Raw genomic sequence first — 26,504 nt, forward strand, 5'->3', positions numbered from 1 at the left:
TCATTTATTGATCAAGACCTTACAAGCCACGTAAATCGTGACCTGTAGCGGTACGCAAACACCTTATCCACAGAACCGCCAACAGACTTTGGGGGCAACTTCTACAGCGCTGTGGAAAACCATGCCAAACCGTCATAAACCGTGGGTTTCAGCTGTATTCTTCGGTTTCAGCGGCAATTTGATCAATAAATAACCAAACGATTGAAAGCCTTTATCTATAAGGCCTGTAGCGGATAGCAAACATCTTATCCACAGAAGCGCCAACAGACTTTGGGGGCAAGTCCAACCGCTGCTTCAAGCTTATCCACACAAAAAAGCACCAAAAAACCGTGACTTAGCTTGATCAATTTTCGTACAGCGGCTTGCAGGCCTTGATTCACGGGCCTCGTGGACACCCACGAACACCTTATCCACAGCTACGCGCACAGCGTTTGTGGGTAACCGTGCAACCTGTACAAAAAACACTCAGCATCTACACTCACCTTTGCAGTCAATTCCATGGCCTGGGTTAACGCGGAAGTCCTTGGCAGCCTGATCGGGAGGTAGAACGGTGATGTGGCAGGGCAAGCCCAGCCATCACTGCGCCAAAGGTTTTACGCTGATTGAATTACTACTGACGCTGGCCCTGCTGGCCACGCTTGCGACAGTGGCTTATCCGCTGACAGCATTGATGGGTAAACGTGATCGAGAACTGGACCTGCAACGTTCGTTGCGGGAAATCCGGCGCGCAATCGATGCCTACAAAGACGCCAGTGACGATGGCCGCATTGAAAAGAGCATCACTGACAGCGGCTATCCACCCTCCCTGCACGTATTGGTCGAGGGGGTGACCGACAAGACCAACCTTCAGGGCAACAAACTCTATTTCCTGCGACGCATTCCCCGCGATCCCGTGTGCGAGTGCCCTGAACACGCGCCCGCAGAAACCTGGCAGCTGCGCAGCTACAAAAGCACTGCGGATAATCCACAAGAGGGAGAAGATGTATTCGACGTTTCATCCCGAAGCACCCGGGAGAGCTTGAATGGAACGTCATACAGCCAATGGTAATCGGGGGTTTACCCTGATTGAGTTGCTGGTGGTCATGGCGATCATCGCCACCCTTATGACCCTGGTCACCCCGCAGTACTTCCGCCAGCACACCAAGGCCCAGGAAACCGTGCTGCGCCACAACCTGTCTTCCATTCGCCAGGCCCTGGACCAGTACCGCGAAGACCACGGCGCCAACCCCGAGTCCCTGCAAGCCCTGGTCGACCGCCGCTACCTGCGCGAGATTCCCACAGACCCGCTGACCGGCAGGCGTGACACCTGGCAACTGCAACCTTCCGACGAACAAGGCCTGGGCGATGTACGCAGCGGCGCGCCCGGCACCGACACGAACGGGAGCACCTATGCCGACTGGTAAACACCCCCAGCAGGGCTCGGTGTTCATGGGCATGTTGGTGACGGTGGCCGTGGTGGCCGTGATGTTGATGGAAGTCGGCACGCTGTGGTCCAGCGTGCTGCAGCGCGAGCGCGAGCTGGAATTGCTGGCGCGAGGCAATGAAATCCGCCGCGCAATAGGCCTGTACTACGCCGCCGGCAGCACCTACCCCAAGTCCCTCGAAGACCTGGTGCTCGACCGTCGCCACCCCACCACCCGGCGCTATTTGCGCCGTGCCTATACCGACCCGCTGACCGGCAGCGCCGAGTGGGGCGTGGTGGCCGGGCCCGGTGAAACCATCATGGGCGTGTTCAGCACGGCCGAGGGCACACCGTTCAAACAAGGTAACTTTTCAGTTATCAATCAGAGTTTTACAGGACAAGGCAGTTATCAAGGGTGGGTGTTTCTGTTTGGCCCTGGGCAGAACAACCCTGCAACCCGCGTCGCTCCCATGGGAGATCAACTGACCCGATGACGCTCACACACTCGACAGACTGATCGTTCCAGCCGTTCGGAACTTGTTTATCTGAATTAAGGTGGATCAAGCATGAGTAACTTACAGCGCTTAACGAAATGGTTGTTGGCGGCGGTCTTGTTGGCCCCGACGCTGGTCATGGCCCACGGTGCGGTGGACAAGCCCATCGCACGGCAGGTCTATTGCAAGACGCTCCCGGATTTCTGGTCAGGAAGCCCCAGCGATAACGGCTGCGCAGCCCTGTCTGCAAAAAGTGGACAGTATCCAGGCCAGCAATGGAATGAAGTGGCCCATTTGATCACGGCACCTGGTTACAACGATCCGGAGATCGTCAAAAGAGAAGTGCCCGACGGCCAACTGTGCTCGGCGGCCGACAGTAAGAAGGATGGCCTGAACATTGTCTCGGATGACTGGTACCGTACTGACGTAACACCCTCCAACGGCATGATGGACGTGCGCATCATCGGTACGGCCCCGCACGTTCCCAGTTTTGTGAAGGTCTTTCTCACAAAACCGGGTTTTGACCCGACCCAGTCGCCGTTGACCTGGAATGACCTGACACTCATCCATTCCGAGCAATTCAGCGTCGCACAAACCAACTGGGGCAACGATCCTCCCACCATTTCCGGCGCTTCCGGGTACTTCAAGTTCCCTGTGCCGATTCCTTCGACGCAAACGGGCAAAGCCACGCTGTTCGTGCAGTGGCAGCGTATCGATCCAGCGGGCGAAGGGTTCTATAACTGCAGTGACATCAACATCATCGGCGGTGGGGTTCCGGAGCAGTGGGTCAATCTTGGCCAATTCATCGATTCGATCATGAACACCCTCAAAGCCGGTGACTCGGTCCACTTCCGCATCCTCGATAACTCACCGGCGGCCAAGGAAGTGGTGGACATCACCCTGCCGATCAGCGCGAACAACCTGGACCCCAACATCTGGGGCAAGCAGTTGGCGGACAGGATCAATCCCACCATTGCCAGAGTGGGAGAGAAGAAGGGCAACACGATCGTATTCAACCCCACCGACTCCAGCGCCAACTCGGTCTACACCACCGCCAAGGGTTACAGCCGAGCGATGGCGATCATCGCCGGCGAGGGCCCAGGCCCGGTCAATCCAGCGCAACCGGTGGCACGCATCACGGGGCCGAGCACATTGAAGTCGGGGCAAGCCTTTACGTTCAGCGGCACGGGATCGTCAGGCAGCAACGGCCCCTTGCTCTATCTGTGGACAGCTCCAGGGATGGTGGGCGCACAGGATGGCGCCACGGTCAGCGGCAACGCTTACACCGTCACACAGGAGACTAAATTCACTGCACAGCTGAAGGTTCGTGACCAGCAAAATGGCAAGACCGGCCAAGCCGAAGTTGTGTTTACCGTCACGCCCGCCGGTGGAGGTGAAGAACACCCGGCCTACAAAGAAGGCACCCCGTATAAAGCGGACGACATCGTGACCAATAACGGCAAAAACTATAAGTGCAAACCTCACCCCTACACCGCGTGGTGCGCAGGCGCCGCATGGGCGTATGCCCCTGGCTCGGGCACGGCATGGGATCAGGCCTGGGAGGAAGTTCAATGACCCATTCCGCCGCATATTCAGTTAGTGGATAAGCGTAAGTGCCAAACGTTATAGGGCGCCTCCCGGCGCCTTATATCGAGCAACGCTACAGTTGAAGATGTACGTGAATAGAAAAGGTTCTAACGCAGTTCTACCGGCGGTGCCCGCTTTACAGCGGGCCGGGAGAGTTACACACAACCGCCGTACCTTGGCACTCCCAACAGGGTCTCTCCATGCGCACGCACTCACTTATCCACAGCCCTCAACGTGGCTTCACGCTGCTGGAGCTGCTGGTCGTCCTGCTGATCATCGCCCTGCTCGCCGGCTACGTCGGCCCGAAGATGTTCGACCGCCTGGAACTGGCCAAGGTACAAACCGCCCAGGGCCAGATGAAAGCCCTTGCCGATGCCTTGAACCAGTACCGCCTGGACAACGGCAACTACCCCGACGAAACGCTCGGCCTCAACGCCCTCACCACCCGGCCCGCCACCGCCAACCATTGGCAGGGCCCCTATGTGAAGACGCTGCCGCCAGACCCTTGGGGCAACCCGTATCTCTACAAGAACCCCGGCACACCGCCCAACGATGCGGAAATCATCTGCCTGGGCCGTGACGGCAAGGCCGGCGGTGTCAACACCTACGCCGACATTGTGTACGGCCTGTGACATGTACACGCTGCGGCTCGTCCTGACGCTGCTGTGCCTCACGGGTACCGCACAGGCCAACTGCTGGCAACTGGCAGCCAGCCGCTACCACGTCGACCCGCTGTTGCTGTATGCCATTGCCAAGGTCGAATCCGGCCTCAATCCCAGCGCGCGCAACTTCAACAGTGACGGCAGCCAGGACATCGGCCTGATGCAGATCAATAGCCGCCACTTGCCCGTACTGGCCCAATTCGGCATCACCGAACAGCATCTGCTCACACAGCCCTGCACCAGCGTCATGGTGGGCGCGTGGATCCTCGCCGGTTTTATTCGCGAGCAGGGTTATGGCTGGCAGGCCGTCGGCGCCTATAACGCCGGGGCCAGACCGGAGCGGGAGGCGCGGCGCTCACGCTACGCCCTGACCGTGTGGCGTTACTACGGTGTGTTGTTGCAACAGCGCCAACAACAGGCGGGGCAAACGCCATGATCGACTTTGACGTGCGCATCATCCGCGACGGCCATTTGCAGACCCTGCGCCTGCAAGCCCTCGACATCGCCCAGGCGCGCCAGCAACTGCAGGCCGATGGCGCCCAGGTCATCTCGCTGAAAGCCCGCCGCTCACTCAAACTGCCCAGCCGTCGTAGCACGTTCGCCCTGGGCCTGTTTATCCAGGAACTGGTGGTACTGCTCGATGCTGGCCTGGTGCTGGTGGAAGCGGTAGAGACCCTGCGCGACAAGGCGCCAGCAGGGATTAACCGGCAAGTCATGAGCGATCTGCTCGCGTCTATGTACGAAGGCAATTCGCTGTCCAAGGCGATGCTGCTCAAGCCGCAGACCTTCCCGTCACTGTTGATTGCCACCGTGGCGTCCTCGGAACACAGCGGCCAGTTGGCCGTGGCCCTGCGCCGTTACCATCATTTTGAAGCCCACCTGGAAACCGTGAAGAAGCGCGTCAGCGGCGCCCTGATGTACCCCTTGGTAGTGCTCAGCGTTGGCGCGCTGATCCTGCTGTTCCTGCTGTTTTTCGTGATCCCACGCTTTGCCTCGGTGTTCGACGCGGTCGCCGACCTGCCGGCCACCGCGCGCTTCATGGTGTGGTGGGGCGCACTGGTAGACGCACGTGGCATGGAGTTGCTGCTTGGCCTGGTGCTGACGATTGCCGTGCTGGTGCTGTTATTGCGCAGCGCCGGGTTCAAGCGCCGCGTCGCCCAGCTGTTCTGGAAGATCCCCAGCCTGGGCGCCCAACGCACGCTGTTTATCCTCGCGCGCTTTTACCGCACGGCCGGCATGTTGCTGATGGGCGGCATGCCGGTGGTCACCGCGGTGGAGCTGTCCGGCGCGCTGCTGCCCGTGGAACGCCAGGCGGACCTGCGCCAGGCCATGACCGACATCCAGGCCGGCCAGCCACTGTCCACCGCCCTCGCCCGCCATCAATTGACCACCGCCGTCGCCGAACGCCTGCTACGCGTGGGTGAGCAAAGCGGCGAATTGGCGGCCATGTGCGAGCGCATCGCGCAGTTCCACGATGAAGCGCTGGAACGCGCCATCGAGTTGTTCAGCAAGGTGTTCGAGCCGCTGTTGATGCTGGTGGTGGGCGGGCTGATCGGCCTGATCGTTTTCATGCTGTATATGCCGATTTTCGAACTGGCAGGTTCCATCCAGGGGTAGCGCTATGAGCGAGCAGACACGGCAATGGCAGGCCCTTGCAGAGCAACGCGGGCTGAGCTTGTCCAATTACCTGCTGGAGGTGTTGCATAAGGCGCCCGAACAGCTGGGTACTATCGCCCAGCCTTTGGGACTGCTCGCCATTGCGCCGGAAAACCTCGGTGAACACTGGCGCTTTGATCTGCTGCCATTGCCCCAGGCGCTGATCCACAACGTGTTGCCGGTGGAGCACCAGGGCCAGCCCTGCCTGGTGCTGGGCGACCCGTTCACACTGGCCAGCCGGCACTGGCTGCAGTCCTCTGCCACCTTGCGCCCACTGCCCCTGGGGATGAGCCTGCCGGGGGCGGTCAAGGCCCAACTGAGCCAGGCAGAAGCCAGCCAACGGGTCATGCAACCTTTCGGCGAGGCCGCCGACAACGCCCAGGTCAGCCAGGCCGCCCAGGAGATTTCCTTGAGCAGTATCGCCAGGGACGACAACCCGGTGGTACGCCTGGTCAACTCCATGTTGTTCGACGCGCTGCAAAGTCGCGCCAGCGATATCCATGTGGAAACCACACCGGTCGGCCTGGTCATCAAGTACCGCATCGACGGCGTGTTGCAGCAGATGGGCCAGGCCAGCGGCATGGACATGGCGGAGCAGGCGCTGTCGCGCATAAAGGTGTTGTCGGAGCTGGATATCGGCGAGCGCCGCGTGCCCCAGGATGGCCGCTTCAAGATGAAGATCCAGGGCCGCGAGGTGGATTTTCGCGTGTCGATCATGCCCAGCATCCACGGCGAAGACGCTGTATTGCGCGTACTCGACAAATCGCAGCGGGGCGAATCCCTGAGCCTTTCCGACCTCGGGCTGGCCGCCGACACCATCGACCGGATCCGCGTGCTGGCCAGCGAACCCTATGGCATGTTGCTGGTGACCGGCCCCACCGGCAGCGGCAAATCCACCACGCTGTATGCCGCTTTGTCGGAGACCAATACCGGCGAGAAAAAGATCATCACCATCGAAGACCCGGTGGAATACGAGCTGCCCGGGATCCTGCAAATCCCGGTCAACGACAAGAAGGGCCTGACCTTCGCCCGTGGCCTGCGCTCGATCCTGCGCCATGACCCGGACACCATCCTGGTGGGGGAAATACGCGACGGTGAAACCGCCGGCATCGCCGTGCAGGCCGCGCTGACCGGGCACCTGGTGATGTCTTCGGTGCACGCCAACAGCGCGTTCAACGTGCTGGAGCGCTTTACCTACATGAATGTGGACCCGGCCAGTTTCGTCGAAGCGCTCAACGGCGTCGTCGCTCAGCGCCTGGTGCGGCGCATTTGCCCGGACTGTGGTGAAGCCGCCGAACCCGACGCGGAAATCGTCCGCCTCGCCCACGTGCCCGACGCCCTGCTCAGCCAGGGTCAATACCGCCTGGGCAAGGGCTGTGAGGCCTGTCGCCATACGGGCTATCGCGGCCGCCTGGCGCTTGCGGAAGTGCTGAACATGACTGACCCGATCAAGGAAGGCCTGCTCAACCGTAATTCGGCGTCCACCCTGCGGGAACTGGCGCGCGAAGCCGGCCATGTGTTCATCCGCGATATCGCCCTGGCCCATGCCGCCCAGGGCCACACCACCCTCAAGGAGATCCACCGTGTCATTTCCCTTTATTGAACACGTGGTGCGCCTGCACAGCGCCGGCGCCGAGTGGGCCGCACGTGCTCGGTGGCGCGGAGCACGTATCTGGCGCGCACAGCAGCAAGGCGCCCCCCTGGCAGCATGCGCCGACCTGCTGGAACAGGCGCCTCGCAGCCAGGTGCGCTTCCTCGACCGGGCCACGGTGCTGCTGGGGTTTCCCCATGTGCACTATCTGATGCTGCCCTGGCAAACCGGCCTGTACAGTCAGGCCGACTGGCAGGACTTTGCCGAGGCCATGTTCAGCCAACAGGCGGGGCTCGACCCCGAGCATTGGCAGGTACAACTCGCCAACAGCCCCTTTGGCCAGCAACGCCTGGCGGTCGCGACGCCACGGGATCTGCTGCAAGACCTGCGCGAGCTGTTCAAATTGCAACGCTTGCCCCTGTTCACCTGCACCCCCCTGCTGACGGCGGTGGCCCAGCAGTACTGGCGGCATTTGCCCGCCGACTGTGTGCTGGCGGTCGCCGAAACCGACAGCCTCAGTTGCCTGTATCGCCAGCACGGTGTGATCGACCAGGTGTGCGTGATCCCCACCCAACCCGGCAGCGCCTTGAGTGACAACCTGTTCAACGCCGACCTTCTCGCGGAGCGCCATGCGCCGCAGACCGTGGTTATCGCCAGCACCCCTGTCGAACATCGCCTGGGGCCTGTGCACCCGTGGCTGGAGGAGGCACCGGCATGAAATCCAGGCTCATCGGCATCTGGCAACGGCTACGCGCGCCCAAGGCCCCGGGCGTTGATTTCCAGCGTCCCAACGCGACCCATCGCCCCGTGGTGAGCGTGTTATGGCTGGTCGCCGCAGCCTTGCTGTTCAGTACCTGGCAGCACTGGCAACGCATGGAACAACAGCAGGTGCAGACCGACGAACTGGAGCAGCAATTCATCCAACTGACCCGCCGACAGGAACAATTAATCCAGGCGGCCATCCGCCTGTCGCCCCGGCAAAAACAGCAATTGGCCGCTTTCGCCCAACAATCGACCACCCCCTTCGCCTTGATGGATACCGTGGCCAGGGCCTTGTCCGGGGAGGTCGCGCTGACCCGTGTAGAGGTCAACACCCAGTCCCTGCAGGTGCACCTCGATCTGGAAGCCAAGGCGCTGGGCGATGCCTTCCGTTTTGTGGAACGGCTCCAGGCCCAGCCGGGCGTGCGGGTCAACCTGCAACAAAGCACGCTCAAGACCACCGACCCGCAGCAGCCGGTGCAGATCAAACTCCGCGTGGGCGCAGGATAGCCGCCAATGGACACCCTCACTCGCTACCTGCCGCGCCTGCGCTGGCAACTGTTGCAGTGCCAGCAAAGCCTGGGTTTCTGGGGGTTGCTGGCCCTGGGAGTGATCGCGGCGGCGCTGTTGATTGAAGTGACGGTGATTCGACCGGCGACTCTCGCCGACACCCAGCGACGCCAGGAACTTGAAGCCGGGATCGCCGAACAGCCCCAGCAGGTTCAAGTCACCACGCCTGCGGTGGTGGAAAAACTGCCCGCCGCCGCCGACTTCGCGCCGCGCCTGGAAAAACTGCTGGGCCTGCTCACACGTCACGGCTTCATCATCGCGCAGACCCACCTGGCCTACTCCGCGCCAGGCGACACAGGCCTGCAACGCCTGGACGCGCAGATCCCCCTCTCCGGCCCCTATAACCTGTTGCGCGAAGCCCTGGCTGAAGTGGCACGCGAGCCCGCAGTGCGTATCGAAAGCCTGACGCTGGAACGCAAGGACATCGCCAGCGGCATGCTGAATATCGATCTCAAAGTGAGCGTACTGGGGGTGGTGGAATGAAACTGCCGCTGTATCTGCGCATCCTGTTACTGCTGACCTTGATCGGCTGCGGCTGGCTGTTCTGGCAGGACACACCCGACACCGTCACCCGCGCGCCAGTGCCTGTCGTCCCCCCGGCGATCGAGCCTGCGCCGGTATCACCCTCCGCGACAGCAACGACGATGGTGGCCATCGACCTGTTTCCCGCGCAGACCTGGGCCCCACCGCCGCCACCCACGACGGTCGACCCGGCGCCCCCCAGGCCCCCGCCACTGCCCTTCACCGTGAGTGCGCAATGGCGCTACGAGAACCAAGCGAAAATCGTCGTGCTGCGCGGCAATGGCAGCCAGTACACCCTGTGCAACCGCTGCTCGGTACCCGGGCGCATCGTGCCCGGCAAGATGCTCGACGCCCATTACCGGCTGGACAAACTCACCGACACCACCGTGGTGCTGACCTACATGCCGCTCAAGCATGCCAGCACCTTGCGGCTGGACCCTCACTGACCGGGGCAGGACACGATCATGGCCATACGCACGTGGATTCCCTTGAGCCTGGCCATGGCTTTGCTCTGCGCCTGCCAGACCCAACGGGCGATCAAGGAGAGCGACGAGTTGCGCCAGAAGGGCGACATCATCCGCTCGGTCGAAGTGCTGCAAGCCGAAGCCAAACAAGCCCCTGACGATGTGCAATTGCGCACCGCCAACTTCAGCAAACTGGAATTGCTGGTGGCCCAATACAGCCGCGAAGCCAGTACCGCGCTGATGCGTGGCGACGATGCCGCCGCCCTCCGCGCCCTGGAAACCATCCTCAAATACGACCCCAGCAACCTCGGCGCGCGCCAGGAAATCCAGAGCATCCAGGCAATGAAACAGCTGCGCCCGCAACTGGCCCGGGCCTACGAAATGAAACGCGCCAACCCGGTAGAAGCACTCAACCTGGTGCGCCAGATCATCGCGCAAAAGCCCAATTACCGAGAGGCGCTGGACTTTCGCAATGCCCTGACCCGTGAACTGGTGAGCGCCGATTACCTCAGCGCCGACCTCTCCGAAGCGATGCGCAAACCCCTGAGCCTGGAGTTCAGCGCCCAAAGCCTGACCACGATTTTCGAGACCATTGCGCGCCTGTCGGGGGTCAACTTCGTCATCGACAAGGACGTCAATCCCAGTGCCTCAGCGAGCATGACCGCCAGCCGAACCACCGCCGAAGACGCACTGAACCTGCTGCTGACCACCCAAGGGCTGGACAAGAAAATCCTCAACGCCAACACCATCCTGGTTTACCCGCGACGCCCGGACAAAGAACGTGAATACCGCGAGTTGGCCGTACGCACCTTCTACCTCAGTCATGGCGACCCCAAGGTCATCGCCGCCGAGATCAAACAGGTGCTCAAGCCCAAGGAAGTGCTGGTGGACGAACGCCTGAACGCGGTGATTGTGCGCGACGGCCTGGACACCCTGAGCGCCGTGGAAAAACTGGTGGAGGCCATTGATATCGCGCAGTCGGAAGTGACCATCGACATCCAGGTGCTGGAGGTCAGCCTGACCGACGAATTGAACCTGGGCATCCAGTACCCGGAGAGCATCGGCTTATCCGTGGGCAACCTCGCCAACGTACCTGCCGGGCTGGCAGGCATCCCGATCAGCGCGTTGCGGGGGATCAATGGCGACAACATCCTGCTCGATTCGGGCAGCACCTCGGCGCGCATCAATATGCTGCAACGCAGCGGTAACACCGTGACCCTGGCCAACCCCAGGGTGCGGGTGCGCAATCGTGAAGAAGCCCAGGTGAACATCGGCGACAAGATCCCCGTGGTGACCACCACTACCGCCAACCAGATCACCACCTCGTCAGTGTCTTACCAGGACGTGGGGCTGCAGATTACGGTCAAACCGAATATCAGCCTGAGCGATGAGGTAAACCTGGAACTGAACGTGGAAATGAGCCATATCACCAAGCGCATTCCCGGCTCGGAACATGTACCGGCTACTTTCGAGCTCGGCTCACGGGCCACCAAGACCTTGCTGACCGCGCGCAACAATGAAACCCAGATCGTCTCGGGGCTGATCCGCACCTCGGATATCGATGAAGGCTCGGGGCTACCGTGGTTGAGCCAGATCCCGTGGATCGGCAAGAAGCTGTTCGGCACTAACCAGAACACGCAGCAGAAAACCGAGATCATCCTGCTGCTGACCCCGAGGATCGAACGCAACCTGGACCTGCCGATTTCCCAGATCAGCACCTTCCACAGCGGCACCGAAGCGCGCAGTTCGACCCAAGGCATGATCCTGCGCGACACCACCGAAAAAATGATTCTCAAGCCGATGGGAGGCGACCCTACACCGGCGCTGCCACCGCCGATGCAACAGCCGGATGCCACCTGGCAGCCACTGCCGCCACCGCTGCCGGATCTGGTGCCCAAGCCTGCGCCAGCCCCACCTTAATCTCAGACCCTGATGGAGATAAAAATGTGGGAGGGGGCTTGCCCCCCTCCCACATTGGTTTTGCAGTGTTAGTGGGTTAGCGCACGACGCCTTCTTCGATCAGCAACTTGAGAATGGCTTGGGCGCCTTCCTCGGCGCTCACACCCTTGAGCACCTGTCCACCGCCACCACTGGCCTTGGCCGTGGCCGCTTTCATACGGTCGGCACCGCTCTTGGCCTTGATCACCTTGAGGCGTTTGGGACGAGGTTTGGCCGGTTGCAGCACCGCGCCTGTGAATAACTCATCGGCTTCAATTTCGACCTCATGGGCCGCCAACTCACCGCGCTGTGCCGGGCCGTAGGCGCTCTGCCGAGGCTTCGGCGCGGCGTTGTCCACCGTGGCCAGAAACGGCAAGCGCACCTTCAAGCGCCGCCGCTGCCCACGCGGCAAGGCTTGCAGCACATGAGCAACGCCGCCGTCGATGGACTCCACCTGAGCCAACCCGACAACCAGCGGCCAGCCCAATTGCTCGGCGAGCAGGAACGGCAACATCCCCGAGCCTTCACCGGTTTCGGCCTGGCTGCCGGTGAGCACCACCTGGGCACCTGCCTCGCGCAGATAATCACTGAGTACCGGCAAGGCATCGGCACCCTCCGGTTGTTCCAGCACATGCAGTTGCGGCAACCCCATGCCCAAGTAGCTGCGCAGGGTCGGTTCGGCGATATTGCCGGCGTGCAGCACCTGCAACTTATCCCCGGCCATTTGCAGGCCCAGCTCGACCGCGCGCGCGTCCTGTTCGGCGCGGCGCGGGCGCCCGGAGGTGGGGTGGGCGCCGATGGACACCAGGCTGATTACATTCGTGGTCATGGTCATGTCCTCAAGCCGCATCGCGCTTGGCGCCGTTGCGGTAGGCCTCGACCGCATCGATCAAGGCTTGCAGAATCGCGGCGCTTTCGCCGATCACCGACAGGTCGGCACGCTTGATCATGTCGCAGCCCGGGTCGAGGTTGATCGCCACCACCTTGTCGCAGGCGCCAATGCCTTGCAGGTGTTGGATCGCCCCGGAAATTCCCACGGCCACATACACCCGCGCCGTCACCCAGGTACCGCTGGCGCCGACCTGGCGATCACGGGCCATAAAGCCGTCGTCCACCGCCACCCGCGAGGCGCCTTCGGTTGCCCCCAATGCGGCGGCGGTCTGGTGGAACAGCGCCCAGTCCTTCACGCCGTTGCCGCCGGAGAAAATAAACTCGGCCTCGGCCATGGGAATCGCCGCCGGGTCCACCGCCACCGCGCCGAGATCCTCGATACGCGGCAGGCTGCGCGCCAGGCTTGTGGATAACTCCACAGGCAGCACTTCATGGCGTGTGTCGCTGACCGGATCGGCGCATTCGGCAGCCGCAAGAATCAGACGCGGCAGCGGTCGCGCCAAGTCTTCCCGGCCCGCACCGGCGCGGCCGATGCACTCGTCGCCCTTGATCTGCCACACCCGTGTAGCCGGGCGCTCCTTGAGGCTGGCGGCAAAACGCCGACCCAGCTCGCCGCCACCACTGCGGCTGTCGGGCAGCAACCAATGGCGCGGGTTGAACTGGTTATCCACAGCGCGCAAACCCTGCACGCGTTGCTCCGGTGAGTAACCGTCGAATTCGTGGCCGTCCAGCACCAGCAGGCGATCGACACCGGCCGTGGCAAACGCGCTTTCCTTGTGCTCGCCAAACACCACCGCCAACACCGCACCGTCGCTGCCGGCGAGTTGTCGCGCCAGGCCGAGCAGGTCGCGGTCGTGACTGCTCAAGCGGCCGCCGACCATGTCCGGCACTACGTTGATGTAGAACGCAGGCGCAGGCACCTGATGCAGCGGCAACTGCACTTCAATCGCTGCCGTACGCTTGGCCGCGCCGCCCTGCTGGGCACCGCTGCGGTCGATGCGCTTGATGCCGTTGGGGCCGATAAAACCGACGCCATGTACGTTTTTGCGGATAACACCGTTCGGCCCCATCCAGCTGTGTTGCACCGGCTGCATCGCCGCGTGCAGCGGGTGCAGGCGGTTACGGGCGATCCATTCGGCCCGTGGGTCGCGGCGGATAATGTCGCTCATCAGTGCACCTCCGCAGGTTCACGCTTGTTGGGAGCTTTGGCCGGTGCGACGTCTTCGAGCAATGCATCGGCCACCAGCTCGGCGATGTCTTTGATCAACGGGCGCGGTTCAACCACACCTTCGAGCATCGCCGTGCATTGCGGGCAACCGACCGCTACCAGTTCGGCGCCGGTCTCGCGGATGTCTTCCATGCGCATGTCGGGGATCCGTTGCTTGCCGGGGATGTCGGTAATCGGCGCGCCGCCACCGCCGCCGCAGCAGCGTGAGCGGAAGCCCGAACGTTGCATCTCCTTGACCTCGATGCCCAAGGCACGCAGCACTTGGCGCGGGGCCTCGTACTCACCGTTGTAGCGGCCCAGGTAGCACGGGTCGTGGTAGGTCACGCTGTTGCCTTTGTGCTGGCCCAGGTTCAGCGCGCCTTCGCCGATCAGCTCGGCCATGAAGGTGCTGTGGTGCTGCACAAGATAGTTGCCGTTGAAGGCGCCGTATTCGTTTTTCAGCACATGGAAACTGTGCGGATCGCAGGTGACGATGCGCTTGAAGCTGTACTTGGCCAGCGTCTGGATATTGCGCGAGGCCAGCAGTTGGAACGTCGCTTCATCGCCCAGGCGTCGCGCCACGTCACCGCTGTCGCGTTCTTCCAGGCCGAGCACCGCGAAGTCGACCTTGGCCGCTTTCAGTACTTTGACGAATGCGCGCAGGGTGCGCTGGTTGCGCATGTCGAAGGCACCGTCGCCGACCCAGAACAGCACGTCGGCACTGCCTTTTTCGCTGAGCAGTGGCAGGTTCAGATCCGCCGCCCAGTTCAGGCGGCCGCCCGGGGCAAAACCGCCGGGGTTGTCGGTGGCGATCAGGTTTTCCAGGACTTCGGCGCCCTTGTTCGGCGTGGCGCCTTTTTCCAGAGTCAGGTGGCGGCGCATGTCGACGATGGCGTCCACGTGCTCGATCATCATCGGGCACTCTTCCACGCAGGCGCGGCAGGTGGTGCACGACCACAGGGTCTCGGCGTCCACCAGGCCGTTTACGATCGGCTGATGCGGATTGCCGCCGTGTTCGCCAATGGCTTTGCCCGGATACGGGCTACCGGCGAACTTGGCATCGGTGCCGCCCGCCAGGCCGACCACCATGTCCTGGATCAGTTTTTTCGGGTTCAGCGGCTGGCCGGCGGCGAAGGCCGGGCACGCGGCTTCACACTTGCCGCACTGCACGCAGGCGTCGAAACCGAGCAGCTGGTTCCAGGTGAAATCCTTGGGTTTTTCCACGCCCAGGGGCGCGGTCTTGTCGCTCAGGTCCAGCGGTTTCAAACCGGTGGAGCGACCGCCGCCGAAGCGCTCGGCGCGGCGGTGCCAGGCCAGGTGCAGGGCACCGGCGAAGGCGTGTTTCATCGGGCCGCCCCAGGTCATGCCGAAGAACGTCTCGGACACACCCCACAGCACACCCACACTCAGCAGTGCAGCCAGCAACCAGCCGCCGAAGTCCGCCGGCAGAATCCCGGCCACCGGCAAGGTCACCAGGAAGAAGCTCACCGAGAACGCCATCAGGCTTTTCGGCAGGCGCATCCACGGGCCCTTCGACAGGCGCGCGGGCGGGTTGCGGCGGCGCAGGTACATGAAGATGGCGCCGACAAACATCAAGGTCGAGGCCAAAAGCAGCGCGTAGCCGAGGATGCGATTGTGCAGGCCGAAACCGTGCACCAGGATCGCCAGCAGCGCCGACAGCACAAAGCCCAGCGCCGTGGCGACGTGGGTGTTGGCGATGTATTTGTCGCGGGCGACCACGTGGTGCAGGTCGACCATGTAGCGCTTGGGCATGGCCAGCAGGCCGCCCAGCAGGTCGACCTTGGAGGCACGGCCACGGCGCCACATGTTCACCCGGCGCAAGGCGCCGAGGACGGCAAGGCCCAGGGCGGCGAATAAGAGAATAGGCAGCAAGGTGTTCAACATGGTGAAGCTCCCACAGACCACACAGGTCTACTGTGAAACTGGCCCGAAATTGAGAGGGGGCTTGCCCCCGATGGCGGACTGTCAGTTGATACAGCTGTCGCTGAACCACCGCTATCGGGGGCAAGCCCCCTCCCACATTTGACCGAGTTCACCTCATCAAAAGTCTTTGCAAAGGCGCAGGGCGTCATAGATGGCAGCGTGGGTATTACGCTGTGCCACACAGTCACCGATGCGGAACAGCAAGTACCCCTCACCCGCCTCGCTCAGGCACGGCTGCGGCTTGATCGCGAACAGGGCTTCAACGTCGATCTGGCCCTTGTTGCGCGAACCTTCCTTGAGCCCGTAGTAGATGGCTTCGTCCGGACGCACGCCGTTCTCGACCACCACCTGATCGACCACCCGCTCCTCTTTGGCGCCGGTGTATTCGTTCTCCAGCACCGCCACCAGCTTGTCGCCCTCGCGGTAGACCTTTTCCAGCATCATGTCGCCGGTCATGATCACTTCCTTGGGGTACATGCTGCGGTAGTAGGTCGGGAACGACGTACCGCCGATGGCTACGCCCGGCTTGATGTCATCGGTGACGATTTCCACCTGGCAGCCTTTGTCGGCCAGGAAGTCCGCCACCGACATGCCGGTGAATTCGCAAATGGTGTCGTACACCAGCACGTTCTTGCCCGGCGCGACTTTGCCGTCGAGCACGTCCCAGCTGCTCACCACCAGGCCTTCGGCAGCGCCCCAGTGTTCGTTCTGTTCGATAAACGGATGCCCGCCGACCGCCAGCACCACCACGTCCGGACGCAGGTCCAGAATGGTCTCGGCATCGGCGGCCACGCCCAGGCGCAGGTCGACTTTCAAGCGCGCCAGCTCCAGCTGGAACCAGCGCGTGATACCGGCGATCTGGTCGCGCTGCGGGGCCTTGGAGGCGGTGGTGATTTGCCCGCCGATAAACTCTTTTTTCTCGAACAGGGTCACGTCGTGACCACGTTCGGCGGCCACCCGCGCGGCTTCCATCCCGGCAGGGCCGGCGCCCACCACGACCACCTTGCGTTTCGGTCCGGTGGATTTCTCGATGATATGCGGCACGCCCATGTATTCACGGGAGGTCGCGGCGTTCTGGATGCACAGCACGTCCAGGCCCTGGTACTGGCGGTCGATGCAATAGTTGGCGCCGACACACTGCTTGATCTGGTCGATCTGGCCCATCTTGATCTTGGCGATCAAGTGCGGATCGGCGATGTGCGCACGCGTCATGCCGACCATGTCCACATAGCCGCCTTCGAGGATGCGCGTAGCCTGGTTCGGGTCCTTGATGTTCTGTGCGTGCAGCACCGGAACCTTGACCACTTCCTTGATACCGGCCGCCAGGTGCAGGAACGGCTCCGGTGGATAACTCATGTTGGGGATCACGTTGGCCAGGGTGTTGTGCGTGTCGCAGCCCGAGCCGACGACGCCGATGAAATCGAGCATGCCGGTGTCGTCGTAGTACTTGGCGATCTGCTTCATGTCCTCGTGGGACAGGCCGTCCGGGTGGAACTCGTCACCGCACAGGCGCATGCCCACGCAGAAGTCATCACCGACTTCGGCGCGCACGGCTTTCAACACTTCCAGGCCGAACTTCATGCGGCCTTCGAAGGTGCCGCCCCATTCGTCGGTACGCTTGTTGACCCGTGGGCTCCAGAATTGGTCGATCATATGCTGGTGCACAGCGGACAGTTCCACACCGTCCAGGCCACCGGCCTTGGCGCGCTTGGCGGCGCTGGCGTAGTTGCCGATCACGCGCCAGATCTCTTCCGGTTCGATGGTCTTGCACGTGGCACGGTGCACCGGCTCACGCACGCCGGACGGCGACATCAGGGTCGGCCAGTTAAAGCCATCCCAACGCGAGCGACGGCCCATGTGGGTAATCTGGATCATGATCTTGGCGCCATGCTTGTGCATGGCATCCGCCAGGTTCTGGAAGTGCGGGATGATGCGGTCGGTGGACAGGTTCACCGAACTCCACCATTCCTGGGGGCTGTCGATGGCGACCACCGAGGAACCGCCACAGATCGCCAGGCCAATACCGCCCTTGGCTTTCTCTTCGTAGTACTTCACATAGCGGTCGGTGGTCATGCCGCCGTCGGTGGCATACACCTCGGCGTGGGCGGTACTGAGTACGCGGTTGCGGATGGTCAGTTTGCCGATCTGGATCGGCTGGAACATTGCTTCGAAAGCCATGGCACGGTCCTCGGCTTACAACGGCTTGACGGTGAACAAGCCGTCATCGTGGCCCTCTTCGGAGCCTCCGTAGACTTGTTCGGCCACGGTGCGGATGTTGCTGCCACGCGCTTGCAGAATCTGGTCCATGGCGCCGGCAAACCAACCGGTGAACATGTAGTCCACTTTGCGCCCGACCTTGCCGTACACATAGACGAATGCCGAGTGTTCGAGCTTGACGCTGGCGGTGCCTTTATCCAGGTCGATGTCCTGGATCTTGAACAGGCCCCAGCCGCGCTGCGACAGGCGCTTCATGTAGTGCTCGAACACCGCGACGCCTTCCAGGCCGTGGCATTCAGCTTCTTTTTCACACCAGTGCCAGGCGGACTTGTAGCCGGCCTTGTAGAGGATTTCGGCGTAGGCGTCGGCGCCCAGCACTTCTTCGATGCCCATGTGGTTGTTGACGAAGAAATGGCGCGGTACGTACAGCATCGGCAGGGCGTCGGAAGTCCAGACACCGGTTTCGCTGTCGACTTCGATAGGCAATTGAGGGGCGATCTTGGCCATGGAAACTTAACTCCAGAAAATTCGTTTGGATGCCCCAGACCTGGGTGGCCGGGGGAAAAGAAGTGTCAGCGGTGGCTTATTCGCCCCAGACGTCCTTGAGCACGTTGACCCAGTTCTCGCCCATGATCTTGCGCACCACACGCTCAGGGTGGCCGCGCTTGAGCAAGGTCTCGGTGAGGTTGGGGAACTCGCCCACGGTGCGGATGCCCAGCGGGTTGATGATCTTGCCGAAGCTGGTCAGGCGGCGGGCGTAGCCCTTGTCATGGGTCAGCATTTCAAAGAAATCCTGGCCATGGCCCTGGGTAAAGTCGGTGCCGATACCGATGGCGTCTTCGCCGACGATGTTCATGGTGTATTCGATGGCCTCGGCGTAGTCGTCGATGGTCGAATCGATGCCCTTGGCCAGGAACGGCGCGAACATGGTCACGCCGACAAAGCCGCCGTGGTCGGCGATGAACTTCAGTTCTTCATCGGACTTGTTGCGCGGGTGTTCTTTAAGACCGGACGGCAGGCAGTGGGAGTAGCACACCGGCTTTTTCGATTCGAGGATGACTTCTTCACTGGTCTTGGAGCCGACGTGGGACAGGTCGCACATGATGCCGACACGGTTCATCTCGGCGACAATCTCACGACCGAAGCCCGACAGGCCGCCGTCGCGCTCGTAGCAACCAGTGCCCACCAGGTTCTGGGTGTTGTAGCACATCTGCACCACACCGACGCCGAGCTGCTTGAAGATCTCGACATAGCCGAGCTGGTCTTCAAATGCATGGGCGTTCTGGAAGCCGAAGATGATGCCGGTCTTGCCCTGTTCCTTGGCCTTGCGGATGTCGGCGGTGGTTTTCACCGGGATCACCAGGTCGCTGTTCTCGCGGATCAGGGTCTGGCTGGCGACGATGTTGTTGATCGTGGCCTGGAACCCTTCCCACACCGACACGGTGCAGTTCGCGGCGGTCAGGCCGCCTTTGCGCATATCCTCGAACAGGTCGCGGTTCCACTTGGCAATGATCAGCCCGTCGATAACGATGCTGTCGGCGTGCAATTCGGCTGGGCTCATCAGGCGTCCCCTTATTGGCGATTCATGCGCCGAATCGTCTGCCGGCGCTTTGGGGCCAGCATATGCCCAGGGGACGACGGAGCCGGGTGCAAAAACGACAGGGGAATTGCCGAAAGCGTCAATCCACGACAAAGGCTGTTAAGAGGTGTCTGACTGGCGGCTGTTATTTGTCTTACGCTTGAGCCAGAATTCCCGCATCAACTGATATGAGACGGCGCAATGAAATCGATTTTCCTGGCTTTGGCACTCATCGCAACCGGCGTCCACGCGGCCGAAGACACCGACAGCACGCCATGCGATGGCATCGAAAACGACAAGCAAACCCTGGAATGCGCCACCTACAACAAAACCACTGCCGAGCAATTGCTCAAGGATAATTATCAGGGTCTGCTGGAACGTATGCATTCCACCTATGGCAGCGACAAGACCAAGCTCGCCGACATTACCGCTCGTCTGAAGGATGCCCAGCAGAAGTGGGAAAAACTGCGTGACGCCGATTGCGCGGTGGACACCTTCCCGGCGGTGACCGGCACCAAGGCCTACGCCATTGAGCAGAATGACTGTTTGGCGCGGATGAGTGATGAGCGGTCGGAGTTTTTGGAGTCGATTGGGCAGGAATAAGCGACAATCCCTCCACTTTCTCTTTGAACCAAGGCCCTTCATGACTATCTGTGGCATCGAAATCAAAGGCAGCGAAGCCATCATCGCTGTCGCCTCCCTGGACAACCAGGCGCTGAGCCACGTCGCCCTGGCTACCAAGAAAATCGCCCTTGAAGACGATGATGAAGCGGCCAACGTCAAAGCCTTTGCCGCCCAGGTGAAGGCCTTCGTGCAGGCCAACGCCGTCACTCGCATCGCGATCAAGAAGCGCAGCAAAAAAGGCGAATTCGCCGGTGGCCCGACCACGTTCAAGATTGAAGGGGTGTTTCAACTGCTGGAGGGGGTTGAGGTGACGTTGCTGTCGCCGCAGACCATCAATGCGCAGAACAAGAAGCACAACTTTGAACTGCCGGCGACACTGAACAAGTATCAGCATGAGGCCTTCAAGACCGCATGCTCCGCCCTGCTGAAGAAATAAGCCACGCCGAAATCCACTGTGGGAGGGGGCTTGCTCCCGATGGTGGTGGATCAGCTTGCTCATGCATTGGCTGACATACCGCTATCGGGAGCAAGCCCCCTCCCACACTGGGTCTGTGGTGTTTTCAGTGGGGTGTATGGCGCTTGTGCCGCAGCCAATCGCCGAACGTTTTGTCCTCCAGGGCATAACCTCCCCGGCTCGACTTCCACACCAGCTCCTTATCGCGCAACGCATCGATACAGGCCTGAATGGTCTGGGTGCCCGGCACCACGTCGCTGCCCATGTCCTCCAGCGCCTTGCTGACCGCTATCAGTGTGCTGTCGGTAAACGGCGCAAAAGGTTCGTTGTTGTGTGAGCGCTCCACCATCACCTCCAACACCGCACGCTGCGGGATGGTCAGGGCGTTCCAGGCGCTTTCGAATTCGGTCCATACACCCGCGCGCAGCAGTTCGGCGCGACTGTGCAGCAGTTGGCCCAGGTTGCTTGCCTCGCCTAACTCCAGCGCGACTTCACCAATAATGGTGCGCAGCATCTCGGGGCGACGGCCGACCAACTCAAATGCCTCATCAATATCAGCCGCGTTGAACTGGTTGGTCTCGGCCAGGTGCGCGTTGAGATGCGCGGTGTAGGCCTGGGTGAACTCCCTGCCCAGCAACGGGAACGGCGTGATGCTGGAACCGAAGAACGGCTGGCTTTTGCCGAGCACCAAGTGGGCCAACTTGTCGCGGTTGGAACCGGTAAACACCAGGCGCAAGCCGCTGCCCTCCTCGTCACGGCCTTGGTTGAGCTGATCCCGGGCAGCCTTCAACGCGAACATCGCATTGATACCTGACTCGGTGGTTAAGGCGTGCTGCGCTTCGTCAATCACCAGCACAACGGGTTTTTCTGCAGCGCTGTGGAGCAATTCCAACGCTTGGGTCAGCGTCGCACCGACAGGCAATTGTGGCTTGGTAAAGTCCCAGGAAAGCGTACGCAGAAAGCTGAGTTTCTCGATGCCAATGTTCTTGGCCAGTTTGCGAATGCCCTTTTCATAGGGAACCAGAGCAGCAGCAATAGCACTGGCAATCAACTCTGCAGGATCTTTCTCTTTGTCAGCCCAGAGATCCACATACACCGCCAGCCAGCCCCGGAGCTGACATTCCGGGATCAAGTCTTCGCGCAAAAACGTGCTTTTGCCCGTGCGACGGGGCGCCGCGAGAAACAGGCCAGAGGTGAAATCCTGAATACCGGCCCCCACCAGGCCATCGGCAATACTGCTTGCCAGGGTGGGGCGGCGAAACACAAAGCCGCTGTGCTTGGACATGGTTTTATACTCAATTATGAAAAGGACTATAAATTATAGTAGCGAGTATAATTGACTATAATTGCCCGTCAAACCACCTCCCGTCGCCGATCCTCCCTCGGACACTTGGCAAACCGCGCCCGATAACTCCGGGTAAAATATGAGGGCGATTCAAACCCGCACGCAATGCTCACCTCCAGCACGCTCATATCGCTCTGGCGCAATAACTGCCGGGCTTTTTCCAGGCGCAGGCCGAGGTAGAAATTACTGGGCGTGTCGTTCAAATGCAGGCGAAACAGCCGTTCAAGCTGACGCCGGGTAACCTTGATCGCATCGGCCAACGCCAAGGTGCTCAGGGGCGGTTCGGTGTGCTGCTCCATCTCGCCGATCACTTGCACCAGTTTCTTGTTGTTGATGCCGTAGCGCGTGGCGATCTGCATGCGCTGGTGGTCCTTGCGTGGGCGGATGCGGCCGAGTACGAATTGTTCGGAGACCTGGATCGCCAGGTCCGCGCCGTGGGCCTGGGCGATCAGGTCGAGCATCAGGTCGATGGAGGCGGTGCCGCCGGCGCAGGTGATGCGACGGCGGTCGATCTCGAACAGTTCCTGAGTCACGGTCAGCTGCGGGTACGACTCCTTGAAGGCGTCGATGGCTTCCCAATGCAGGGTCAGGCGGTGGCCGTCGAGCAGGCCGGCTTCGGCGAGCACGCAGGCGCCGGTGTCGATGGCGCCGAGGGTCACGCCGTCATTGTCCAGACGGCGCAGCCAGTGTTCCAGCGCCGGCGTGGCGAACTGCAGCGGTTCGAAGCCGGCCACCACCAGCAGCGTCGCGCCCTTTTTCAGCGGTTCCAGCGCGGCGTCGGCGTTGACCGACATGCCATTGCTAGCCAGCACCGCGCCGCCATCGGCGCTCAGCACATGCCAGCGGTACAGCTCGCCACGAAAGCGGTTGGCCACGCGCAGCGGTTCCAGCGCAGAAATAAAGCCAATGGCCGAGAACCCCGGCATCAGCAGAAAGTAGAAATCCTGGGACATGATGGCGCTCTCGTAGGACGGGCAGCGTGGTCACTGTGATACGCCAGTTCAACGGGCCATTCAAGAGCACAGGTCGCTGCAGTGCAAGAGCTGGTCGCCGCCGTGCGTTTCGGCGGGCCCAAAGCTCCGTAACGTGATCCCACGGCGCACAAAGACGCCGGCCCCCACAATAACGACCTGCCGAGGGATCCACCATGAACCGACTGATTCGCCACTGCGTGCTTGCACTCAGCGCCAGCGCCATCTTGAGCACGAACGTACTGGCGGCCGACGCGGCATCTTGCCAGAACGTACGCATGGGCGTGGTGAACTGGACCGACGTCATCGCCACCAGCGCCATGACCCAAGTGTTGCTCGACGGCCTCGGCTACAAGACCAAACAAACCAGCGCTTCCCAGCAAATCATCTTCGCCGGTATCCGCGACCAGCGGCTGGACCTGTTCCTGGGCTACTGGAACCCGTTGATGACCCAGACCATCACGCCGTTCGTCGACGCCAAGCAAGTCAAAGTCCTCGACAAACCCAGCCTGGAAGACGCCCGTGCCACCCTCGCGGTGCCGACTTACCTGGCGGACAAGGGCCTGAAAACTTTCGCTGACATCGCCAAGTTCGAGAAGGAGCTGGGCGGCAAGATCTACGGCATCGAGCCAGGCTCGGGGGCCAACACCCAGATCAAGGCCATGATTACCAAGAACCAGTTCGGCCTGGGCAAATTCCAACTGGTGGAATCCAGCGAGGCCGGCATGCTTGCCGCCGTGGACCGTGCGGTACGTCGCAAGGAAGCCGTGGTGTTCTTCGGCTGGGCGCCGCACCCGATGAACGTCAATATCGCGATGACTTACCTCACCGGCAGCGACGACGCCCTGGGCCCGAACGAAGGCATGGCCACCGTCTGGACCGTGACCGCGCCGACCTACGCCGAACAGTGCCCCAACGTGCACAAACTGCTGACCAACCTGACCTTCACCGCCGCCGACGAGAGCCGGATGATGCAGCCGCTGCTGGATCACAAGGACGCGCTGGAATCTGCCAAGCAGTGGCTCAAGGATCACCCGCAGGACCAAGCCCGCTGGCTGGAAGGTGTGACCACCTTCGACGGCAAACCGGCGGCGGCCAACCTGCAATTGACCAGCAAATAACCTTCTTCGAATCACCGTTTCGCGGTCACTACCGACCGCGAACGGCATCACCACGCCTGTAAGGAACCTGCCTCATGAACCACGACGTCATCATCACCTGCGCACTCACCGGTGCTGGCGACACGACCGCCAGAAGCCCACACGTGCCGGTCACTCCCAAACAAATCGCCGCCGCCGCCGTGGAGGCCGCCAAGGCCGGCGCTACCGTGGTGCACTGCCATGTGCGCGACCCCGAGACCGGCAAGTTCAGCCGCGACGTCGCCCTGTACCGCGAAGTGATGGAGCGCATCCGCGAGGCTGACATCGACATCATCGTCAACCTCACCGCCGGCATGGGCGGCGACCTCGAGATCGGCGGCGGCGAGAACCCGATGGAATTCGGTCCCAATACCGATCTGGTCGGCCCACTGACCCGCCTGGCCCATGTAGAAGAACTGCTGCCGGAAATCTGCACCCTGGACTGCGGCACCCTGAACTTCGGCGATGGCGACACGATTTACGTCTCCACCCCGGCGCAGCTGCGGGCGGGTGCCAAGCGCATCCAGGAATTGGGCGTAAAGGCCGAGCTGGAAATTTTCGACACCGGCCACCTGTGGTTCGCCAAGCAGATGATCAAGGAAGGCCTGCTCGACAACCCGCTGTTCCAACTGTGCCTGGGCATCCCATGGGGCGCGCCGGCCGACACCACCACGATGAAAGCCATGGTCGACAACCTGCCGGCCGACGCGGTGTGGGCCGGGTTCGGGATCGGCCGCATGCAAATGCCCATGGCCGCGCAAGCGGTGCTGCTGGGCGGCAACGTTCGAGTCGGCCTGGAGGACAACCTGTGGCTGGACAAGGGCGTACTCGCCACCAACGGCCAACTGGTGGAACGCGCCAGTGAAATCCTCAGCCGCCTGGGCGCGCGGGTCATGAGCCCGGCGGAAGGCCGCATCAAGATGGGCCTTACCAAACGCGGCTGACCCCCGGTCGAAACCGAATCAAAAAAAATGTGGGAGGGGCTTGCCCCCTCCCACAGGGAATCACCGAACGCTTTAGGAATTTGCCATGCGCTTTATCACTGAGATCAAAACCTTCGCCGCCCTCGGCAGCGGTGTCATCGGCAGCGGCTGGGTGTCCCGTGCCCTGGCCCACGGCCTCGATGTGGTCGCCTGGGACCCGGCGCCGGGTGCCGAAGCGGCGCTGCGCAAACGCGTCGCCAATGCCTGGGGCGCCCTGGAAAAACAGGGCCTCGCGCCCGGCGCATCCCAGGACCGCCTACGCTTTGTCCCCACCATCGAAGAATGCGTGAAAGACGCCGACTTCATCCAGGAAAGCGCCCCGGAACGCCTGGAGCTGAAACTGGAATTGCACAGCAAGATCAGCGCCGCCGCCAAGCCGAATGCGCTGATCGGCTCGAGTACCTCCGGGCTGTTGCCGAGCGAGTTCTACGAGGGGTCGACCCACCCGGAACGCTGTGTGGTCGGCCATCCATTCAACCCGGTCTATCTGTTGCCGCTGGTGGAAGTGGTCGGCGGCAAGCGCACCGCACCGGAAGCGATCCAGGCCGCGATCAAGGTGTATGAATCCCTCGGCATGCGGCCGCTGCATGTGCGCAAGGAAGTCCCCGGCTTTATCGCCGACCGCTTGCTCGAAGCGCTGTGGCGCGAGGCGCTGCACCTGGTCAATGACGGCGTGGCCACCACCGGCGAGATCGACGATGCGATCCGCTTTGGCGCCGGCCTGCGCTGGTCGTTCATGGGCACCTTCCTCACCTACACCCTGGCGGGCGGTGATGCGGGCATGCGGCACTTCATGGCGCAGTTCGGTCCGGCATTGCAGTTGCCGTGGACCTATCTGCCGGCACCGGAGTTGACCGACAAGTTGATTGACGATGTGGTCGACGGCACCAGCGACCAGTTGGGTAAACACAGCATTTCGGCGCTGGAACGCTATCGTGATGATTGCCTGCTGGCGGTGCTCGACGCGGTGAAAACCACCAAAGCCAAGCACGGCATGACCTTCGCCGAATAACGGAACCCTCACCATGCCTGCACTGACCACCTACACCACCCCAGTCCTTGCCGACTGGGTGGACTACAACGGCCACCTGCGCGATGCGTTCTACCTGCTGATCTTCAGCTACGCCACCGACGCGCTGATGGACACCCTCGGCTTGGACAGTGAAAACCGCGAAGCCAGCGGCCATTCGTTGTTCACCCTGGAACTGCACCTGAACTACCTGCACGAAGTGAAACTCGGTGCCGAAGTGGAGGTGCACACCCAACTGATCGCCCACGACGCCAAGCGCCTGCACCTCTATCACAGCCTGCATTTGGTGGGCGATGAGAAAGAACTGGCCGGCAACGAACAGATGCTGCTGCACGTTGACCTGGCAGGTCCGCATTCGGCGCCATTTACCGAGGCGACGCTGGAGAAACTCGCTGCCATCAGTACCGAGCAAGCCGACCTGCCAAGGCCCGCCCTCCTCGGCCGAGTGATTGGACTGCCACCGAAAAAATAAGGA

At 61.8% G+C, this 26,504-nt stretch carries 27 protein-coding genes; 19 read left to right on the forward strand and 8 right to left on the reverse strand.

Going from position 1 to position 26,504, the window contains the following annotated elements:
* Positions 1-553 precede the first annotated feature (553 nt).
* The 13 genes from ACHPFG_RS29015 to ACHPFG_RS29075 all read left to right on the forward strand — a co-directional run bounded on the left by ACHPFG_RS29015 (position 554) and on the right by ACHPFG_RS29075 (position 11,627).
* Positions 554-1,048: a prepilin-type N-terminal cleavage/methylation domain-containing protein gene (locus ACHPFG_RS29015; protein ID WP_431701099.1), complete on the forward strand. Its 495-nt coding sequence runs from the start codon at positions 554-556 to the stop codon at positions 1,046-1,048.
* Positions 1,023-1,403 (forward strand): type II secretion system protein, encoded by a 381-nt coding sequence (locus ACHPFG_RS29020; RefSeq protein ID WP_431701100.1) that lies wholly within the window; start codon positions 1,023-1,025, stop codon positions 1,401-1,403. Before ACHPFG_RS29015 ends, ACHPFG_RS29020 begins: the two co-directional genes overlap by 26 nt.
* Positions 1,390-1,896, forward strand: a complete 507-nt coding sequence (locus tag ACHPFG_RS29025; RefSeq protein ID WP_431701101.1) for a type II secretion system protein — start codon at positions 1,390-1,392, stop codon at positions 1,894-1,896. The genes ACHPFG_RS29020 and ACHPFG_RS29025 overlap by 14 nt, the downstream gene beginning before the upstream one ends.
* Positions 1,897-1,968: 72 nt before the next feature.
* Positions 1,969-3,471 (forward strand): lytic polysaccharide monooxygenase, encoded by a 1,503-nt coding sequence (locus ACHPFG_RS29030; protein ID WP_431701102.1) that lies wholly within the window; start codon positions 1,969-1,971, stop codon positions 3,469-3,471.
* Positions 3,472-3,683: 212 nt separating this feature from the next.
* Positions 3,684-4,115, forward strand: coding sequence for a type II secretion system major pseudopilin GspG (gene gspG / locus ACHPFG_RS29035; protein WP_431701103.1), 432 nt, complete (start codon positions 3,684-3,686; stop codon positions 4,113-4,115).
* Position 4,116: 1 nt separating this feature from the next.
* A complete protein-coding gene (locus ACHPFG_RS29040; protein ID WP_431701104.1) occupies positions 4,117-4,581 on the forward strand; it encodes a transglycosylase SLT domain-containing protein in 465 nt (154 codons plus the stop codon).
* Entirely contained in the window at positions 4,578-5,762 is a 1,185-nt protein-coding gene (locus ACHPFG_RS29045) for a type II secretion system F family protein (protein WP_431701105.1), read from the forward strand. Before ACHPFG_RS29040 ends, ACHPFG_RS29045 begins: the two co-directional genes overlap by 4 nt.
* Positions 5,763-5,766: 4 nt before the next feature.
* On the forward strand, positions 5,767-7,404 hold the full coding sequence (locus ACHPFG_RS29050) for a GspE/PulE family protein (protein WP_431701106.1): 1,638 nt from the start codon (positions 5,767-5,769) through the stop codon (positions 7,402-7,404).
* Positions 7,385-8,110, forward strand: coding sequence for a hypothetical protein (locus ACHPFG_RS29055; RefSeq protein ID WP_431701107.1), 726 nt, complete (start codon positions 7,385-7,387; stop codon positions 8,108-8,110). Before ACHPFG_RS29050 ends, ACHPFG_RS29055 begins: the two co-directional genes overlap by 20 nt.
* Entirely contained in the window at positions 8,107-8,661 is a 555-nt protein-coding gene (locus tag ACHPFG_RS29060; RefSeq protein ID WP_431701108.1) for a hypothetical protein, read from the forward strand. The genes ACHPFG_RS29055 and ACHPFG_RS29060 overlap by 4 nt, the downstream gene beginning before the upstream one ends.
* A gap of 6 nt (positions 8,662-8,667) precedes the next feature.
* Positions 8,668-9,204, forward strand: coding sequence for a hypothetical protein (locus tag ACHPFG_RS29065; protein WP_431701109.1), 537 nt, complete (start codon positions 8,668-8,670; stop codon positions 9,202-9,204).
* Positions 9,201-9,689 carry a hypothetical protein gene (locus tag ACHPFG_RS29070; protein WP_431701110.1) on the forward strand — a complete coding sequence of 163 codons (489 nt, stop codon included), beginning with the start codon at positions 9,201-9,203 and terminating at the stop codon, positions 9,687-9,689. The genes ACHPFG_RS29065 and ACHPFG_RS29070 overlap by 4 nt, the downstream gene beginning before the upstream one ends.
* Positions 9,690-9,707: 18 nt before the next feature.
* Entirely contained in the window at positions 9,708-11,627 is a 1,920-nt protein-coding gene (locus ACHPFG_RS29075; protein ID WP_431701111.1) for a secretin N-terminal domain-containing protein, read from the forward strand.
* A 76-nt stretch (positions 11,628-11,703) separates the two neighbouring features.
* On the opposite strand, the gene ACHPFG_RS29080 is transcribed toward ACHPFG_RS29075, so the two are convergent.
* The 6 genes from ACHPFG_RS29080 to ACHPFG_RS29105 all read right to left on the reverse strand — a co-directional run bounded on the left by ACHPFG_RS29080 (position 11,704) and on the right by ACHPFG_RS29105 (position 19,465).
* Entirely contained in the window at positions 11,704-12,474 is a 771-nt protein-coding gene (locus ACHPFG_RS29080) for an electron transfer flavoprotein subunit beta (RefSeq protein WP_431701112.1), read from the reverse strand.
* Positions 12,475-12,484: 10 nt separating this feature from the next.
* Positions 12,485-13,705: an electron transfer flavoprotein subunit alpha/FixB family protein gene (locus tag ACHPFG_RS29085; RefSeq protein WP_131699072.1), complete on the reverse strand. Its 1,221-nt coding sequence runs from the start codon at positions 13,703-13,705 to the stop codon at positions 12,485-12,487.
* A complete protein-coding gene (gene dgcB, locus ACHPFG_RS29090; RefSeq protein WP_431701113.1) occupies positions 13,705-15,648 on the reverse strand; it encodes a dimethylglycine demethylation protein DgcB in 1,944 nt (647 codons plus the stop codon). Before dgcB ends, ACHPFG_RS29085 begins: the two co-directional genes overlap by 1 nt.
* A gap of 156 nt (positions 15,649-15,804) precedes the next feature.
* On the reverse strand, positions 15,805-17,865 hold the full coding sequence (dgcA, locus tag ACHPFG_RS29095) for a dimethylglycine demethylation protein DgcA (protein ID WP_065925458.1): 2,061 nt from the start codon (positions 17,863-17,865) through the stop codon (positions 15,805-15,807).
* A 15-nt stretch (positions 17,866-17,880) separates the two neighbouring features.
* A complete protein-coding gene (locus ACHPFG_RS29100) occupies positions 17,881-18,411 on the reverse strand; it encodes a DUF5943 domain-containing protein (RefSeq protein WP_003194877.1) in 531 nt (176 codons plus the stop codon).
* A gap of 76 nt (positions 18,412-18,487) precedes the next feature.
* Positions 18,488-19,465: a dipeptidase gene (locus ACHPFG_RS29105; protein ID WP_010207105.1), complete on the reverse strand. Its 978-nt coding sequence runs from the start codon at positions 19,463-19,465 to the stop codon at positions 18,488-18,490.
* Between the two features lie 219 nt (positions 19,466-19,684).
* On the opposite strand from ACHPFG_RS29105, the gene ACHPFG_RS29110 reads away from it, so the two are divergent.
* Together ACHPFG_RS29110 and ACHPFG_RS29115 are read left to right on the forward strand one after the other, a co-directional pair.
* The gene (locus tag ACHPFG_RS29110) at positions 19,685-20,086 is read left to right on the forward strand and encodes a lysozyme inhibitor LprI family protein (protein ID WP_074847796.1); all 402 of its coding nucleotides are present in this window, start codon (positions 19,685-19,687) and stop codon (positions 20,084-20,086) included.
* 40 nt (positions 20,087-20,126) lie between these two features.
* Complete coding sequence (locus tag ACHPFG_RS29115; protein WP_259193938.1) at positions 20,127-20,543, forward strand: DUF3010 family protein; 417 nt, start codon at positions 20,127-20,129, stop codon at positions 20,541-20,543.
* Positions 20,544-20,667: 124 nt separating this feature from the next.
* Here ACHPFG_RS29115 and ACHPFG_RS29120 read toward each other — a convergent pair whose 3' ends face one another.
* A complete protein-coding gene (locus ACHPFG_RS29120) occupies positions 20,668-21,846 on the reverse strand; it encodes an AAA family ATPase (protein WP_431701114.1) in 1,179 nt (392 codons plus the stop codon).
* Positions 21,847-21,914: 68 nt separating this feature from the next.
* Positions 21,915-22,859, reverse strand: a complete 945-nt coding sequence (locus ACHPFG_RS29125; protein ID WP_431701115.1) for a GlxA family transcriptional regulator — start codon at positions 22,857-22,859, stop codon at positions 21,915-21,917.
* 194 nt (positions 22,860-23,053) lie between these two features.
* On the opposite strand from ACHPFG_RS29125, the gene ACHPFG_RS29130 reads away from it, so the two are divergent.
* The 4 genes from ACHPFG_RS29130 to ACHPFG_RS29145 all read left to right on the forward strand — a co-directional run bounded on the left by ACHPFG_RS29130 (position 23,054) and on the right by ACHPFG_RS29145 (position 26,501).
* Positions 23,054-23,998, forward strand: a complete 945-nt coding sequence (locus ACHPFG_RS29130; RefSeq protein ID WP_431701116.1) for a choline ABC transporter substrate-binding protein — start codon at positions 23,054-23,056, stop codon at positions 23,996-23,998.
* Between the two features lie 74 nt (positions 23,999-24,072).
* Entirely contained in the window at positions 24,073-24,960 is an 888-nt protein-coding gene (locus ACHPFG_RS29135) for a 3-keto-5-aminohexanoate cleavage protein (protein ID WP_131699063.1), read from the forward strand.
* Between the two features lie 85 nt (positions 24,961-25,045).
* The gene (locus ACHPFG_RS29140) at positions 25,046-26,011 is read left to right on the forward strand and encodes an L-carnitine dehydrogenase (protein ID WP_431701117.1); all 966 of its coding nucleotides are present in this window, start codon (positions 25,046-25,048) and stop codon (positions 26,009-26,011) included.
* A gap of 13 nt (positions 26,012-26,024) precedes the next feature.
* Complete coding sequence (locus ACHPFG_RS29145; RefSeq protein WP_259244345.1) at positions 26,025-26,501, forward strand: thioesterase family protein; 477 nt, start codon at positions 26,025-26,027, stop codon at positions 26,499-26,501.
* Positions 26,502-26,504: the final 3 nt, after the last annotated feature.

This window comes from Pseudomonas sp. BR20, assembly GCF_050780135.1.
GTDB lineage: Bacteria > Pseudomonadota > Gammaproteobacteria > Pseudomonadales > Pseudomonadaceae > Aquipseudomonas.